Origin of the sequence: Nonomuraea sp. NPDC050404 (assembly GCF_040655495.1) — a bacterium.
Taxonomy (GTDB): Bacteria; Actinomycetota; Actinomycetes; order Streptosporangiales; family Streptosporangiaceae; genus Nonomuraea.
In genome coordinates this window covers 122828-138744 of record NZ_JBFAKB010000031.1, presented here as the reverse complement: position 1 = coordinate 138744, position 15917 = coordinate 122828, and the positions used below count along the sequence as shown (strand labels likewise).

General features: G+C 71.7%; 11 protein-coding genes. 10 read left to right on the top strand and 1 reads right to left on the bottom strand.

Going from position 1 to position 15917, the window contains the following annotated elements; translation table 11 throughout:
* Nucleotides 1–376 precede the first annotated feature (376 nt).
* Together AB0I81_RS52370 and AB0I81_RS52365 are read left to right on the top strand one after the other, a co-directional pair.
* Nucleotides 377–943, top strand: a complete 567-nt coding sequence (locus AB0I81_RS52370) for a TetR family transcriptional regulator (RefSeq protein ID WP_360675350.1) — start codon at nt 377–379, stop codon at nt 941–943.
* Nucleotides 944–1100: 157 nt separating this feature from the next.
* Nucleotides 1101–2330 carry an MFS transporter gene (locus AB0I81_RS52365; RefSeq protein ID WP_360675347.1) on the top strand — a complete coding sequence of 410 codons (1230 nt, stop codon included), beginning with the start codon at nt 1101–1103 and terminating at the stop codon, nt 2328–2330.
* A 100-nt stretch (nt 2331–2430) separates the two neighbouring features.
* Here the strand turns inward: AB0I81_RS52365 and AB0I81_RS52360 are convergent, their stop codons facing one another.
* A complete protein-coding gene (locus AB0I81_RS52360; protein WP_360675344.1) occupies nt 2431–4569 on the bottom strand; it encodes a protein kinase in 2139 nt (712 codons plus the stop codon).
* 163 nt (nt 4570–4732) lie between these two features.
* Between AB0I81_RS52360 and AB0I81_RS52355 the strand changes: the two genes are divergently transcribed.
* The 8 genes from AB0I81_RS52355 to AB0I81_RS52320 all read left to right on the top strand — a co-directional run bounded on the left by AB0I81_RS52355 (nt 4733) and on the right by AB0I81_RS52320 (nt 15912).
* Nucleotides 4733–5422, top strand: coding sequence for a GntR family transcriptional regulator (locus AB0I81_RS52355; protein WP_360675341.1), 690 nt, complete (start codon nt 4733–4735; stop codon nt 5420–5422).
* Complete coding sequence (locus tag AB0I81_RS52350) at nt 5419–6333, top strand: sugar ABC transporter permease (RefSeq protein WP_360675338.1); 915 nt, start codon at nt 5419–5421, stop codon at nt 6331–6333. Before AB0I81_RS52355 ends, AB0I81_RS52350 begins: the two co-directional genes overlap by 4 nt.
* Complete coding sequence (locus tag AB0I81_RS52345; RefSeq protein WP_360675335.1) at nt 6333–7154, top strand: carbohydrate ABC transporter permease; 822 nt, start codon at nt 6333–6335, stop codon at nt 7152–7154. The genes AB0I81_RS52350 and AB0I81_RS52345 overlap by 1 nt, the downstream gene beginning before the upstream one ends.
* Nucleotides 7151–9892, top strand: a complete 2742-nt coding sequence (locus AB0I81_RS52340) for a family 78 glycoside hydrolase catalytic domain (RefSeq protein ID WP_360675332.1) — start codon at nt 7151–7153, stop codon at nt 9890–9892. Before AB0I81_RS52345 ends, AB0I81_RS52340 begins: the two co-directional genes overlap by 4 nt.
* Nucleotides 9889–11154, top strand: a complete 1266-nt coding sequence (locus AB0I81_RS52335) for an extracellular solute-binding protein (protein WP_360675329.1) — start codon at nt 9889–9891, stop codon at nt 11152–11154. The genes AB0I81_RS52340 and AB0I81_RS52335 overlap by 4 nt, the downstream gene beginning before the upstream one ends.
* Before the next feature lie 110 nt (nt 11155–11264).
* Nucleotides 11265–12137: a dihydrodipicolinate synthase family protein gene (locus AB0I81_RS52330; protein ID WP_360675326.1), complete on the top strand. Its 873-nt coding sequence runs from the start codon at nt 11265–11267 to the stop codon at nt 12135–12137.
* A 21-nt stretch (nt 12138–12158) separates the two neighbouring features.
* Entirely contained in the window at nt 12159–13391 is a 1233-nt protein-coding gene (locus AB0I81_RS52325) for a sialidase family protein (RefSeq protein ID WP_360675323.1), read from the top strand.
* 277 nt (nt 13392–13668) lie between these two features.
* Entirely contained in the window at nt 13669–15912 is a 2244-nt protein-coding gene (locus tag AB0I81_RS52320) for a hypothetical protein (protein ID WP_360675320.1), read from the top strand.
* Nucleotides 15913–15917: the final 5 nt, after the last annotated feature.

The window sequence follows — 15917 nt, the reverse complement described above, 5'->3', positions numbered from 1 at the left end:
ACCTGCGACGCCCACCCCGGGCGGGGCCCCCCCCCCCGCCCCCACCGCTCTTCGGCGACTGCACCCCGCCCCTGCATCCGCGACGGTCGCGCCTCTGGGACTGTGCCCCGCCCCGCTCCTCCGGGGCTGCGCCCCGCCCCCGCCCCCACGCCCGAGACGATCGCGCCTCCCGCGACCGCGCTGCTTACGAACGTGGGGCCTCATGAGTGCGGGCCTCATGAGTGCGGGCCTCATGAGTGCGGCACCATCGAATGCGGCCCATGAACGCGGGCTCTATGAGGGCGGGCCCACGACGGCAGGTGCCGCTCTGGTGCTTTTGTGCTTACCAGTGCTTCATGTGTACAGTCGTACATATGATGCCTGATGAGCGGTTCTGATGCGCCCCGCCCGCCCGCCCGTTCCGCGACGGCCACGGCGGCATGACCCCGGGCGGCGGGACCGGTTGATCGACGCCGCGCTCACCGTCATCGCCGAGCGCGGCGTGGCCGCCACCACGCATCGGGAGATCGCCCGGAAAGCGGACGTGCCGCTGGGCTCGATGACCTATCACTTCGCCTCGCTGGAAGAGGTGCTCGCCGAGGCGTTCACGCGGCACGCCGACTCCGTGGCCCGGGTCTTCGACGAGCGGCTGAGCGCCGCCCCCGACCGGGCCGCGGCGATCGAGGCCGTCATCGCGCTGGTGGCCGACGATCTGCTCGGCTCGGACCACGACCTCGTACTGGCCGTGGAGTTGTACGTGGCGGCCGCGCGCAACCCGGCGCTGCGGGCCGTCACCCAGGCTTGGATGGCGCGGAGCCGACAGGCGCTGGAACGGCACTTCGACGCGACCACGGCCCGCGAACTGGACGCGCTCATCGAAGGACTGGTGCTGCACAGCGCACTGTCGACCGACCCGATGACGCCCGAGCAGATCCGCCACGCCATCCACCGGTTCCTGCGCTGACCCCTCCCGTTCCCCCCGCCCCGCTACCGCTGCGCATAGACCCGCCAGAAATCCGCGCCACCACTCCGCACCCGTCCCGCGACCACTGCGCATCCACTCGCAGACAACCGCGCCACCACCCCGCATCCACCCCTCCGTCACCGTGATCGGAAAGCCGATGTCCGCCGCCCCTCCCGCCACGCCCACCCGCCAGGCGCGCCATGCGCGTGCCGCCGTCGCCGCGTTGTTCCTCACCAACGGCGCCGTGTACTTCAACATCGTCCCGCGCTTCCCGCAGATCAAGGCCGAACTCGACGTGGGCAACGCCGTCTTCGGCGCCGCGGTGGCCGGTGGCCCGATCGGCGCGCTGCTGGCCGGGCTGCTCGCCGGCGCCGCCATCCGCCGCTTCGGCTCCGCCCGCGTGGCGGCGTTCGGCATCGTCGTCACCACCCTCGTGACCCTGACCATCCCCTTCGCGCCCGGCTGGATCGCCTTCGGTGGCGCGCTGTTCGTCGTGGGCGCGGTGGACGCGATCGTCGATGTCGCGCAGAACGCCCACGGCCTGCGCGTCCAGCGGCTCTACCGGCGCTCCATCGTCAACTCGCTGCACGGCGTGTGGAGCGTCGGCGCCGTCCTGGGCGGCCTGATGGGCTCGGCCGCCGCCGGTCTCCACCTTCCCCTCGCGGTCCACCTGACCATCTCCGCGCTGCTGTTCGCCACCGTGGCCGTCGTCGCCTACCGGTTCCTGCTGCCGGGCCCGGAAGATGCGGAACGCCTCGCCGAAGCCCAGAGCCCGGCACCATCCGACGACCGCCCGGCCGTACCCGCGAACCGGCGCTCGTTCACCGCCCCGGCCGTGCGGATGCTGGCCGCGCTCGGTGTGCTGGCCGCCTGCGGGGCGCTGGCCGAGGACGCGGGCGCGTCCTGGGGCGCGCTCTATCTGAGCGGCCTGCACGCCGACGCCGCCATCGCCGGCCTGGCCGTCGTCGCCTTCCAGACCGCCATGACCATCGGCCGCCTCACCGGCGACCGCGTCGTGGACCGCTTCGGTCAGCGTACGGTCGCCCGCGCCGGGGGACTGCTGGCCGCCGCCGGCATGGGCGGGGCCCTGGCCATGCCGTCCATCCCCGCCACCCTGGCTGGTTTCGCGCTGGCCGGGCTGGGCTTCGCCACCCTGGTCCCGGCCGCGATGCACACCGCCGACGAACTGCCCGGCCTGCCCCCCGGCAGCGGCCTGACCATCGTGAGCTGGTTGCTGCGCGGCGGCTTCCTGATCTCGCCGCTGCTGGTCGGATTCGTCGCCGACCTCATCAGCCTGCGCGCCGGCCTGCTGTCGGTCGTTCTGGCGGGCGTCATCACGGCCGTTCTCGCCCGTGTCCTGGTGAACCGCGACCGAGCCGGCACCTGAGCCACTCGAAGGCGAGCCAGGACCTGAGCCGCCCAAGGACGAGCCAGGACCTGAGCCGCCCAAGCCCTATAAGGCCCAAGCCCTCAAAGGCTCAAGCCCTCTAAGGGGAGGCCGGGCCGAGGCTCCAGCCGGTGACGTTGCCCTTGACGTCGCCGGCGGCCAGCCAGGACTCCCCGTCCTCCTCGGCGATCACCACCGAGTAGACACGCCCACCGGGAGACTTGAGCGGATCGCCGAGCTGGTTGCCGGTACGCAGGTCCCACACCCGGATGGTGCCGTCGAACCCGCCGGAGGCGACGACCGCCCGCCCCTTCACCCGGCCCACCGCCAGGCCGGCGATCTCGGCGGTGTGCCCGGCGAAGGAGGTCAGGGCGGTGCCGCTGCGCAGGTCCCAGACGCGGACCTCGCGGTCGGAGCCGCCGCTGATCCCCACCGGCGTGCCGTCCATCACGGCGGTCGCCACGGCGAAGACGTCGCCGCCGTGGCCGCGGAAGGTGGCGCTCAGCGCGCCGGTCTCCAGGTTCCACACCTGCGCGGTGTCGTCGGCCGACGCGGTCACCGCGAACGGATGCCCGTCCACCGTGGCGGTCGCGACGCCGAACACGGGATCGCCACCCGTCGTCTTGGGCTGGGGCCCCGAGTCCGTGCCCGTCTCCGGGTCCCACACGTGGACCGTTCCGCCTTCGTCGCCGCTGACCAGGACCGTCTCGCCCGACACCTGCGCGGAGGCGATCGTGTAGACCATCTTCCCGTGGCCCTTGTAGACGGGGCCGAGCGGCTCGTCGTTGTCGGCGTGGGAGGCGATGACCCCGCCGTCCGGCAACCGCCGGTACGTGGCCGCCTGCCCGTCCACCTCGCCCACGTCGATGGCGGCGCCCTTCTCCGCGTCACCGGAGACCTTGAGCTGGGCGAGTTCGCTGGGCCGCACGTCGAACGTCCACACCTTGGCGATCCCCTTGGTGCTGCCGGCCAGCACCACGCGCCGCCCGCCGTAACTGCTCACCGCCAGGCTGTTGACCTCGCCGCCGAGCACGGCCTTCGCCACTCTCTCGCCGTACGGCCGGGCGGTGACGGTGGCGGCGGGCGGCGGCGGGGAGGCCGTCTCAGAGGACGCGGGTGGCGACGGCGGATCGCTCGCTCCTCCGCGCAGGGCCACCACGATCACGCTCACCAGCACCGCCGCGGAGGCGGCCGAGGCCACCACCAGGACCCGGGACCGCTTGCGGCGCGATTCCACGGTGGCCGACGCCCCGGCCAAGGGCGGCCCGGCAGGCGTCATACCGGCGGTGGAAGAGGCGGGAGCCGGAATACCGGTGGTGGGAGAGACGGGAGCCGGAATACCAGCGGTGGAAGAGGCAGGAGACGGTATACCGGTGGTGGAAGAGGCAGGAGACGGGAAACCGGTGGTGGAGAAGGTGGGAGCCGGCATCCCGGTGCCGGTCTGGTCGCGGCCGAGGAGGAGGTGCAGCAGTTCCGCCGCCGTGGGACGTTCCTGCGGCGCCTTGGCCAGGCAGCGGACGAGAAGGCCGCGCAGAGGCTCGGGCACGCCGTCCAGGTTCGGCTGGTCGTGCAGGATGCGGTACATCACCGCGGGCACCGTGTCCTGGCCGAAGGCGGGCCGCCCGGTCGCGGCGAAGCCCACCGTCACCGCCCAGCTGAACACGTCGGAAGCGGGCTGCGTCGGCTCCCCGTGCATCACCTCGGGAGCCATGTACGTCGGCGTGCCCACCGAACCGGCGGTGACGGTCATGTCGATGGCACGCGCGATGCCGAAGTCGATCACCCGGGGCCCGTCGGAGCCCAGCAGCACGTTCGACGGCTTGAAGTCGCGATGGACGACCCCGGCCCGGTGGATGGCCGCCAGCGCGGTGGCCGTGCTGACCGCGATCCGGTCGAGCGCGCCCCCTGACCTGGGGCCGTGCTCGCGTACGGAATCCTGCAGCGAGGGGCCGTCGATGAACTCCGACACGATGTAGGGCCGGTCGCCGTCCACCGCCACGTCCAGCACGCGGGCCGTGCAGAAGGGCGCCACCCGCATGGCCGCGTCCACCTCGCGTAAGAAGCGCTCGCGCGCCTCGCTCTGCCCCGCCAGCCTGGCGTGCAGCACCTTGATCGCCACCCGCTCGCCCGGGGCCCGCTCGCCCAGGTAGACCACGCCCTGCCCGCCCTCGCCGAGGCCGCCGACGATGCGATAGTCACCCAACCGGGTCGGCTCGCCGGCCTGCAGGGGGCGGAACATGGTTCCCGACCCTACACGTTCCGCAGATCAACGGCGATCCCGCACGTAGTGGGCGATGCCGTGTCATCGGCAGCGTTACCCGACCGCAGCAATTCGCCCATTGACGCTCCTTGTTCGTTAACGGTTAACTGTCCACCGTTAACGGTAAACGGGAGGTTTCGCAGTGCTCACGTCGAAGAGGCCCGCCCTGGGAGATCAGCTCGCCGGGGTCATGCGGGAACAGATCGTCAGGCGCGTGCTACGACCCGGGACGCATCTGGTCGAGGACTCGCTGGCCGCGCAGTACGACGTGAGCCGGGGCCCGGTCCGCGACGCGCTGCGCCTGCTGGAGGCCCAGGGCCTGGTGGAATCCCGGCGGCGGGGCTTCTTCGTCGTCGGCCTCACCCGGCGCGACATCGAGGACCTGTACGAACTGCGCGAGGCGATCGAGGTGGTCGCCGTCACCCGGGCGGTCAGGCTGGCCACGCCGGAGCAGATCGCGTCCGGGCGCACGATCGTGGCCGAGATGGTGGCCGCCGCCGACCGGTCCCACGCCCGCGACTTCGCCCAGGCCGACCTGCGCTTCCACGCCCTGCTGTACGCCATGGGCGGCAACCGCCGCCTGGCCGACGTGTGGGAGGACTACGAGCCGCTGATCGCCAGCCTGATGCGGCTGACCGTCGAGGAGGACGTGGACCTGCACCCGTCCGCGCACGACCACGGGCGGCTGCTGGAGCTGATCGTCGCGGGCCAGGCGGACCTGCTCGCCGCCGCGATGCGCGCCCACCTGCGCGGCGCGCGCGACCGGATGGGCCACGCGGTCCTGGCGATGATCGAGGCCGAGCCGGTCCCGACCGGGCAGGCCGCATCATGACCAGCCTCACCGGCGGCAAGCCCAGGATCACCAAGGCTCGCCCGGCGGCCCCGTCACGCAAGCTGCTGTGGTTCGCGCTGCCCGCGCTCGTGTTCTACGGCTTCGCCGTCGTGGTGCCGACCCTGCGCGGCGGGGCGCTGGCCTTCACCGACTGGGACGGCCTGTCTCCCGACTACGCCTTCGTCGGGTTCGACAACTTCGTACGGATCTTCACCACGGCGAGCTCGCTCGAAGCGCTGACCATGACGTTCGTCTTCGCCCTGGCCATCACGGTGCTGCAGAACGGCGTCGGGCTGCTGCTCGCGGTCGGCCTGCACACGGGACTGAAGACGCGCAACGTGCTGCGCGTGATCTTCTTCGCCCCGGTCGTGATCACGCCGGTCGTGGTCGCGTACCTGTGGAAGTTCATGCTCACCCCGGACGGCGCGATCAACGGCGCGCTGGAGGCGGTCGGGCTGGGCGCGCTGCGGCAGAGCTGGCTCGGCGACCCGACGTGGGCCGCGGTGTCGGTGATCGTGATCGTGGTGTGGCAACACGCCGGGTACTCGATGGTGATCTACCTGGCGGGCCTGCAGTCGATCCCGCCCGAGGTGATCGAGGCGGCCGCGGTGGACGGCGCGGGCGCCTGGCGCCGGTTCTGGTCGGTGACCTGGCCGCTGCTCGCCACCGCGACGACGATCAACGTGATGCTGACCATCATCGGCGGCTTCAAGATGTTCACCGAGGTGTACGTGCTCACCGGCGGCGGTCCCGGCGGCGCGACGGAGACGCTCTCCACGCTGCTCTACAAGTCGGCCTTCCAGTTCGACCAGTTCGGGTACGGCATCGCGCTCGCCCTCGTGCTGGCGGTCGTCGTCGCGGTGTTCTCCATCGCGCAGTACCGGTTGTCCAACCGCAAGGCGGTGAGCTGATGTTCCGCTACACCAAGGGCGTCCTCGCGCGTGAGGTCGTCATGCTCCTGGTCGCCCTCGTGTTCGTGTTGCCGGTCTACATCCTGGTCAACCTGTCCCTGCGCCCGGCCAACGACGTCTCCTCGCCGCTGCTGCCGGTGACGGCGCCCACGCTGGACAACTACGTCGCCGCCTGGGAGCAGGCCGGCCTGGCCGGCGCGCTGCTCAACAGCACGATCGTGACGGGCGTCAGCGTGACGCTGATCGTGGTCATCTCCTCGATGGCGGCCTACCCGCTGGCCCGGATCACCTCGAAGCTGTCGTCCACGGTGTTCTGGCTGGTGCTGGCCGGCATGCTGATCCCGTTCCAGGTGGCGCTCATCCCGCTCTACCAGACGATGCGCGACGTCGGCCTGCTCGGCTCGTTGTGGGCGCTGGTGATCCTGTACGCCGGCATGCAGGTGCCTTTCTCGATCTTCCTCTACACCGGGTTCCTGCGCACGATCCCGAGAGAGTACGAGGAGGCCGCCGCCATCGACGGCGCGGGCGCGCTGCGCACCTTCCGCAACGTCATCTTCCCGCTGCTGCGCCCGGTCACCGGCACCGTCGTCATCCTGAACGCGATCACCGTGTGGAACGACTTCCTGGTCCCGCTGCTCTACCTGAGCGGGACGCCGCAGCAGACGGTCACGGTCGCGCTGTACGCCTTCGTCGGCCAGTACGTCTCGAACTGGCCGATCGTGTTCGCCGGCCTGGTGATCAGCATTGTGCCGGTGCTCATCGTCTACTTCCTGCTGCAACGCCGGATCATCAGCGGTTTCGCGGGAGGACTGAAGGGATGACCGGATTGCGACTGTACGACCTGCGCACCGGCGGGCAACACGAGCCGCTGGGCGTGGACGCCGCCCCCACCTTCTCCTGGCGGCTGGAATCGGACCGGCGCGGCGCGCGCCCGCACTCCTGCCGCGTCCGGGTATGGCACCTGCCCCCGACCGGCGGCGCGGTGCTGGTGTGGGACTCCGGCATGGTGGAGCCGGCGGGCAGCAACTCCGCCCGCTACGACGGCGGGCCGCTGACGTCGTCGTCGGCCTACGAATGGGAGGCCGAGGTCGAGGACGAGACCGGCGCCCGCGCGGTGGCGCGGGCCCGGTTCGGCACCGGGGTGGTGCACGCGGGGGAGTGGCGGGCCGCGTGGATCGGCCGCAACCCGGTCTACCGCCAGGTGGCCTCGCCGCCGCAGGACACCGACATCAGCTACACGGTCAACAAGCTGCAGCCGGTACGCCGCTTCGCGCACGACTTCGAGCTGGCGGGACCGCCCGCCTCGGCCAGGGTGCACGCCTCGGCGAAGGGCGTCTACCGGCTCTACGTCAACGGCCGGCGGGCGGGGCGGGACGAGCTGGTGCCGGGCTGGACCGAGTACCGGGAGCGGATCACGTACCAGACCTGGGATGTGACCGGCCTGTTGCGGCCCGGCCGCAACACCGTCGCGGCGCTGCTCGGCGACGGCTGGTACACGGGATTCATCGGCACCGACCGGCGCCACCAGGCGCAGCACTACGGCACCGAGCCCGAACTGCTGGTCCAGCTCGACGTGGACGGGCCGGACGGCTCGCGCCGGTCGATCGTCAGCGGCGCGGACTGGAAGGAGTCGCCGAGCGACATCCTCTACGCCGACCTGCTGATGGGCCAGTACGAGGACTCGCGCCGCGCCGACTCCGGCTGGCAGCTGCCGGGCCACGACACCTCGGCCTGGTCGCGGGCGGTGGTGACCTCCACCGACACCTCCATGCTGGTCCCGGAGGCCGACCCGGCGGTACGGGTGACCGCCCGGCTGCCCGCGCTCACGGTGACCCCGCGCGGCGGGGGACGCTTCGTGGTGGACTTCGGCCAGAACCTGGTGGGCCGCGTCGCGCTCACCCTGACGGACCAGCCCGCCGGCACCCGCGTGCAGCTCAACCACGCCGAGGTGCTGGACGAGCGGGGCGAGCTCTACACCGCGAACCTGCGCACCGCCGAACCCGTGGACGTCTTCTGGACCGACGGCTCGCCCGAGCAGGTGTTCGAGCCGCGGTTCACCCTGCACGGCTTCCGGTACGCCGAGGTGTCCGGCCTGACCGGGGACCTGAACCCCGAGCAGGTCGAGGCGGTTGTCCTGCACAACGACTTCGCGCTGACCGGCGCGTTCGAGACCTCCAGCGCGGACCTGAACGCGCTGGCCTCGAACATCACCTGGAGCCTGCGGGGCAACTTCGTGTCGATCCCGACCGACTGCCCACAGCGTGACGAGCGGCTCGGCTGGGTCGCCGACGCGCAGGTGTTCGCGCCGACCGCGCTGCTGCTGGCCGACGTCGCCCCGCTGCTGCGCCGCTGGTTGCGGGACGTGCGCATCGGCCAGTCCGCGGACGGCGCGTTCCCCGACATCTCGCCGCGCCTCATCCACCTGCGCGAGGGCGCGCCGGCCTGGGGCGACGGCGGGGCGACGATCCCCTGGCACGTCTACCGCGCGACCGGCGACCTCGACGTCCTGCGGGAGGCCGCCGACTCGATGGTCGCCTGGGTACGGCACGTCGAACGGCACAACCCCGGCCTGATCTGGCGCGAACGGGTCGGCAACAACTACGGCGACTGGCTGCAGGTCGGCGCGGAGACCCCGAAGGACGTGCTGGCCACCGCCTACTTCGCGCACAGCGCCGACCTGACCGCGCGCAGCCTCGCCGCACTGGGCCGCGACGCCGAGGCGCGGGAGCTGGCCGGCCTCGCCGGACGGGTGCGCGCCGCCTACCGGGCGGAGTTCGTCGGCCCCGACGGCCGGGTGCACGGCGACACCCAGGGCGCCTACCTGCTCACCCTCGCCTTCGACCTGTGCGCCGAGGAGCAGCGCGACGCCGTGGCCGGGCGGCTCGTCGAGGCGATCGAACGCCGTGGCGTCTCCCTCACCTCGGGTTTCATCACGGTCGGGCTGCTGTGCCCGGTGCTGACCGCGATCGGCCGGTCGGATCTGGCGTACGAGCTGATCAACGACGACCGCTACCCGTCATGGTTGTTCTCGGTGCGCAACGGGGCGACGACCATCTGGGAGCGCTGGGACGGCTGGACACCCGAGGGCGGTTTCCAGTCGCCGCGGATGAACAGCTTCAACCACTACTCCCTCGGCGCGGTCGGCGAATGGATGTTCACCGGCGTGCTCGGCATCGGGCAGGCGCCCGGCTCGGCCGGATACGCCGACATCAGGCTCGCGCCGCAACTCCATCCCTCCCTCGACTGGGCGCGCGGCTCGATCGAGAGCCCACGCGGGCGCATCGGCAGCTCCTGGCGCCGCGACGGGGAGGGGTGGTGCGAATGGTCGGTCCAGATCCCGCCGGGAGCCGCCGCGGAGGCCGTGCTCCCGGCGCCATCGGCCGCGACGATCACCGAAGGCGGCCGGGCCGTCACCCGTGCCGAAGGGGTCACCTGTGCCGAAGGGGTCACCTGTGTCGAAGGGGTCACCGTCCAGGCGGAGCAGCGGGGACACACCCGCCTGCGGCTGGAGCCCGGCGGTTATTGCTTCCGCTTTCCCACCTCTCATCTCTTGGAGTGACAACCAGCATGTTCAACAGGAAGATCGCCGCTCTCGCGGCCATGGCGCTGGCATTGGCGGCCTGCGGGTCGCAGCCGCAGGCGCCGAGCAACGAGAAGACCAAGGCGCTCAAGATCGCCACCACGTCGAACAACCAGGAGCCGATGGAGGCGGTGATCGAGGCGTACAAGAAGAAGACCGGCCTCGACATCAACCTGACCGTGGCCGACACCGCGCAGTACCAGACGACGCTGCGCACCCAGCTCTCCTCGGGCACGGCGTCGGACGTGTTCACGGTGTGGCCGGGCAGCGGCAATCCCGGCGCCATCTCCATCCTGCAGAAGGCCGGGTACCTGGCCGACCTGTCGGACCGGCCGTGGGCGGGGAAGGTGGAGCCCGGCACCGCCGAGCAGCTGAAGATCGGCGGGAAGACGTACGGGCTGCCGTCCAAGCTCGACGCGGTCGGCGCGATCTACAACACCGCCACGCTGAAGGAGACCGGCCTGAAGGTGCCGAAGACCTACGGCGAGCTGCTCACGTTCTGCGCGGACGTGAAGGCCAAGGGCAAGGTCGCCTTCGCGCTGGGCATCCAGACCGACTGGGTGACGCAGCTGATCCCGTACGCGCTGGTGGCCTCGACCGTCTACGCCGCCGATCCCGGGTTCAACGACAAGATGGCGCAGCGGCAGGCGACCTTCGTCGGCTCCGGGTGGGAGAGCGCGCTCGCCAAGTACCAGGAGATGAGCAAGGCGGGCTGCTTCAACGACGACCCGCTCGGCACCGACGTGACCGCCTCCTACTCGCTGGTCAACACCGGCAAGGCCGTCGGCGTGGTGCAGGTGCTCGCCTCCTACTCGCAGATCACCTCCACCGCCCCGGAGGGCGCGGAGTTCGGGTTCTTCCCGCTGCCCGGCGGTGACAGCGGCGCCAACCCGGTCCCGCGCGGCATCGGCGTCAGCTTCGCGGTCAACGACAAGGCGGAGAACAGGGTGAACGCCCTCGGCTTCGTGGACTGGCTGGCCACGCCGGAGGCCACCAAGGTGTGGTTCGGCGCGGCGCCCGGCATTCCCGCGATCCAGGGGGCCGACATCAAGGCGGAGCCGGCCGTCCAGGAGGCGATCGACATCATCGCCGAGGGCCGCACCGCGCCCTTCCCGGACACCGGGTGGCCGAGCGCGCGTGTGCAGGCCGCCCACTTCGCCGGGATCCAGCAGCTGTTCTCCGGACAGGCCGACGTCAAGCAGGTCCTGGCGTCGATGGACGAGGCGTACGGCACCGGGTGACCCGGCCCCGCCCCCTATCTCCCGCTCCTGTCACCGTCCTCCACTCCTGTCACCGTCCTCCACTCCTGTCACCGTCTCCCGCTCTTGTCACCGTCTCCCGCGAAAGACCCATGACTACCACGTCTCATGACATCATCACCGCCGTACCCGTGTCGTTCGCCGAGGACGGCTCGCTCGACCTGGCCGGAACCCGTGAGATCCTCGCGTACGTCGCGGGTTCCGGCGTCCAGGGGGGGCTCGTGCTCGGGACGACCGGCGAGTTCCCGTCCCTGTCCATCCCGGAGCGCAACGCCGTCGCCGCGCTCGCCGTGCGGGAACTGCCCGGCATCCGGGTGATCGTGCACGTCGGGGCCGCCAGCCAATACGAGGTCTGCCAGCTCATCGAGGGCGCGCGGGCGGCCGGCGCCCGTGAGATCGCCGTGCTCACCCCGTTCTACCTGCCGGCGCCGCCCGAAGAGGTCTTCGCGTTCTTCCGGGACGTCAGCGCGCGGGCCGACGGGCTGGACATGTTCGTCTACCTCTTCGAGGCGCGGACCGGCGTGGCGGTGGACGAGGAGCTGCTGGTACGGCTCGCGGCCCTGCCGAACGTCGTGGGGGTCAAGGTCAGCGGCGAACCGCTGGACACGATCGCCTCCTACCGGGCCTGCCTGCCCGAAGGGTTCCTCATCTACACCGGCAGCGACGCCGAGTACGCGACGGCCGTCGCCGCGGGCGCCGACGGGATCGTGTCCGGGGTGGCGTCGGCGTTCGCCAAGCCGTTCGTCGCGATGCGGGACGCGCTGCGGCGCGCGGACGCCGCTGCGGTGGCGCGCCTGCAGGGCGACGTGGACGAGGTGGTGGACGCGATCCGCGGCGAGGCGACCCGGATGCTCGCCGTGCACCGCCTCGCCGGGCGGCCGGTGGGCCGCTCACGCATGCCGATCCCGCCCCCCGACGAGGAAGCCCTGCGGCGACTCGCCCGCGACCTGCCACTCCACCACTGATCACCCCCCACGGAGACTGCCATGACGCGTACCCGCCCCCCGATCCGCCTCCAGACCCGCCTCCAGACCCGCCTCCAGACTCGCCCCCGGACCCGCACTGCCGCCCTCGCCCTGGCGGCCCTGCTCACCCTGACCGCCGCCCCGGCGCACGCCGCCGGCGAACCGCCGCTGAAGGTGGCCGACGGGCTCATCGACACCTCCGACCCCGCCGAACTCGGCCTGGACCGCGCCGGAAACGCCAAGACGATCACGGTCTTCGCGCCGGGCGAGGATGACCTGAAGTACAACCACGGCGTCGTGCTCATGCCGTTCAAGGGACGCCTGTACGCGCAGTGGCAGAGCTCCGCCGTGGACGAGGACGCCCCCGACACGATCGTCACCTACGCCACCAGCAGGAACGGCAGGAAGTGGTCGGAGCCGATCCCACTCACCAAGCCGCGCGCCGACGGGTACACCTCCAGCGGCGGCTGGTGGACCGACGGCCGGACCCTCGTCGCCTACCTCAACGTCTGGCCGCGCGCGCTGACCCCGCGCGGCGGCTACACCGAGTACGTGACCAGCACCGACGGCCGGAACTGGAGCAGCCCCAAGCGGGTGACCGGCGCCGACGGCAAGCCGGTTGACGGCATCATCGAGCAGGACGTCAAGGCGTTGCCGGGCGGGCGGGTGCTGACGGCGTTCCACGTGCAGCCGGGCCTGTTCGTCAAGCCGTACTACACCGACGACCCGCTGGGCGTCTCCGGCTGGACGCGGGGCGACTTCGACAACCAGCCGAACACGCCGGAGATCAGCCGCGAGCTGGAGCCGAGCTGGTACCGGCGTGCCGGCGGCTCGATCGTGATGGTCTTCCGTGACCAGGGCGGCGGCACGTACCGCAAGCTCGCCGCGGTCAGCACCGACAACGGGGAGACGTGGTCGGAGTCGGTGGAGACGAACGTGCCCGACTCGCGCACCAAGCAGAGCGCGGGCAACCTGCCGGACGGCACCGCCTACCTGGTGGGCAACCCGACCGGCACCCGCAACCGGTATCCGCTCACCGTTCTGACCAGCGCCGACGGGGTGACCTTCGACCGGGCGTACAACCTGCGCACCGCCGCGGACCTGCAGCCGCGCCGTTACGAGGGCCTGTACAAGTCCGCCGGGTACAGCTACCCGAAGAGCGTGGTGTGGCGGGGCTTCCTGTACGCGGCCTACGGCACCAACAAGGAGGACGTGCAACTCAGCCGGATCCCGGTCGCCGACCTCGAACGCTGAAACGTTCATGAATCGTCCGGCCGGGTCCGGATGCGCGGCGCCGTCGTGCACCGGCCCGGACGGGCAGCTCAACGGGTAAGTGGCATTCCGTAATCAAATCCAGAAATTCGCGATTATAACTGCCATTTGAGACACATGAAAGAGGTGATATGGGTTTACATAAACGGCTTTCATTTCTAACATCACGTTCATGGGAGCGCTCCCAAAAGCCGATCCGGCTATGAGACCGCAGCTACGAGACGACGTACGATTCATCAAGAGCCCTGAGGGTGCTTACGTGCACAGCGACTACGGTGCGTGCACGCTGCGCGGACGGCAGGCCTACGCCTGGCTCGCCAGACTGGCACCCGCGCTGACCGGCCGCCACACCCTGGCCGAACTCACCGCCCAGCTTCCCGGCGACCGCCGGGCCATGGTCGAGGGGCTCGTGGGCCGCCTGGCCGAGCAGCGGTTCGTGGTGGACGCCCGGCAGGCCCGGCCGCATGGGCTGACCGGTGCTGAGCTGAGCGTGTACGCGGAGGAGATCGCCTTCATCGGCTACGCGCTGGACTCGCCGCAGGAACGGTTCGAGCGGATACGCCGGGCCCGCCTGGTGCTGACCGGTGAGGGGCCGCTGCTGGAGGCGCTGGTGGGAGCATGCGTCGGCACTGGCTGGCGACACGTCACAATCATCGGCCCCGACCCCGGACCGGCCGCCCGCGCCGCCAACGCCGCCCGCCGCGACCCCGCCCAGGAATTCCGCACACTCACCACCGCCACCGACCCGGCCGCGCCCGGCTGGGTGATCGCCGGCGACCCGGACGCGCCCGACCGGGTGATCGCCGGCGACGCGGACAAGCCCGACCGGGTGATCGCCGGGGACGTTGACGCGCCAGGCTGGGTGATCCCTGGGGACGCCGACGTCGTGCTCCAGGTGAGTGCGGACCTCGACAGTCTGGTGGCGACGGCCCGCGCCTGCGAGGCGGCCGGGGTCGTGCTGGGCCAGGTCTACGCCGGCCCGTCAGAGGTCTGGATGAGCCAGGTGGGGCGGCCCTCGGTGACAGCGGCCGAGTCGGGCTGGCATCGGCTGGCCGGGCTGTCCGGCGCCGTTCCGGTCGCGCCGGATGAGGACCTGCTGGCAGGGCCGGTGCCCACGGTGGTCGCCGCCATGCCGGCGCTCGCCTGCTTCTCGCACGTGACCGGGCTGGACACGGGCTCGGAACGCACACTCACCAGAGTGGACCTGCGCACTCTCGACACACTCCCGCACCGGTTCCTGCCCCATCCCCGCGCGGCCACCCGCCCAGGCGGAGGCCCCGAGGCGATCGAAGAGCTGACAAAGGCCCTGGCACCACACGCCCCCGCCCCCGGCACCGCGCCCGCACTCGGCATCGCGCCCGCCCCCGGTATCGCGCCCTCGGCGGACGTTGAGCCGTCTGAACTGCTCGGTCGTCTCACCGAGGAGCTGGTCGACTCCCGGTTGGGGCTGCTCGGCATGCTGGATGAGCAGGCGCTGGCCCAATCCCCGCTGGCGGTGTGCCAGGCGGTCGTCTCCGACCCGTTCGGCGCGCTGCCCGGCTGGGCGCCGAGACCGCGGGCGTTCGGCTGGGGGCCCGACCAGCGGACGGCCCGGCTGCGCTGCCTGCTCGCCGCCCTCGCCACCTACGGCCTGCTCGCCCTCGCCCCCGACAGGAAAGGGACGATCTGGGGCGTGAACCTGCCAGACGGCCTGCCTCACCCCGTCCCCGAGACCAGCCTCCGGCTCACCGGCAGGGGCACCAGCACCGGCACGGGCATCGGCACCGGCACCGGCACCGGCACTGGCGTCAGCAACGGCTCCGGCTCCGGTTCCGGCACGGGCATCGGCACCAGCACGGGCACGGGCACACCGCGCCCGCCGATCGGCACCGGCGCTGGCCTGAGCTGGCTGGAGGCGCTGGCCGCCGGTCTGCGGTCCCACTGCGAGCACCTGCTGGCCACCCACCTGTCGGCCACTCCGGATCACCAGGCCGATCCGGCCGGTCCGGCCGGGACGTCGGCTCCGGCGGCCACCTCCACGGCAGGCACCCCCACGGCAGGCACCTTCACGACGGCCACCCTCGCGACCGACCGCGCTGAGTCGACCGCGCGGCTGGAGACCCGGGAGGATCCGCTCGCGGAGGCGTTGTTGCGGCAGCTCATGCTGGCCGGCGAGACACCGCAGATCCGCGACCACACCGACGTCCTCGGTGTGCCCGCCGTAGCCCTGACGATCCCCGGCCGGGAAACGCTCGTGTCAGTGGCCGCGACCGTTCCAGACGCAGTGCGCGACGCCCTGGAACGGGTGCTGCTGCGCTGGCAGTCCAGGACCACCGACCAGCACGCGTACGCCGAGGCCCGTCCCTTCTGGTCACCGGACGGCGACCCGGCCGAGGCCGTGCGGACGATGGCAGGGGCGCTGCGCCGCGCGGGCAAGGTGCCGGTGGCGGTGCCGCTCGACGGCGACCCCGAGGCGTTCCGGCTGCTGCCCTTCGTCACCCGAGTCGTCCTGCTCGATGACTGAAACCA

Excerpts from the sequence above, each read along its gene's own strand:
- AB0I81_RS52340 (WP_360675332.1), top strand. The coding sequence starts at position 7,151 with ATGACCGGATTGCGACTGTACGACCTGCGCACCGGCGGGCAACACGAG.
- AB0I81_RS52365 (WP_360675347.1), top strand. The coding sequence starts at position 1,101 with ATGTCCGCCGCCCCTCCCGCCACGCCCACCCGCCAGGCGCGCCATGCG.
- AB0I81_RS52330 (WP_360675326.1), top strand. The coding sequence starts at position 11,265 with ATGACTACCACGTCTCATGACATCATCACCGCCGTACCCGTGTCGTTC.
- AB0I81_RS52370 (WP_360675350.1), top strand. The coding sequence starts at position 377 with ATGCGCCCCGCCCGCCCGCCCGTTCCGCGACGGCCACGGCGGCATGAC.
- AB0I81_RS52325 (WP_360675323.1), top strand. The coding sequence starts at position 12,159 with ATGACGCGTACCCGCCCCCCGATCCGCCTCCAGACCCGCCTCCAGACC.
- AB0I81_RS52350 (WP_360675338.1), top strand. The coding sequence starts at position 5,419 with ATGACCAGCCTCACCGGCGGCAAGCCCAGGATCACCAAGGCTCGCCCG.
- AB0I81_RS52360 (WP_360675344.1), bottom strand. The coding sequence starts at position 4,569 with ATGTTCCGCCCCCTGCAGGCCGGCGAGCCGACCCGGTTGGGTGACTAT.
- AB0I81_RS52345 (WP_360675335.1), top strand. The coding sequence starts at position 6,333 with ATGTTCCGCTACACCAAGGGCGTCCTCGCGCGTGAGGTCGTCATGCTC.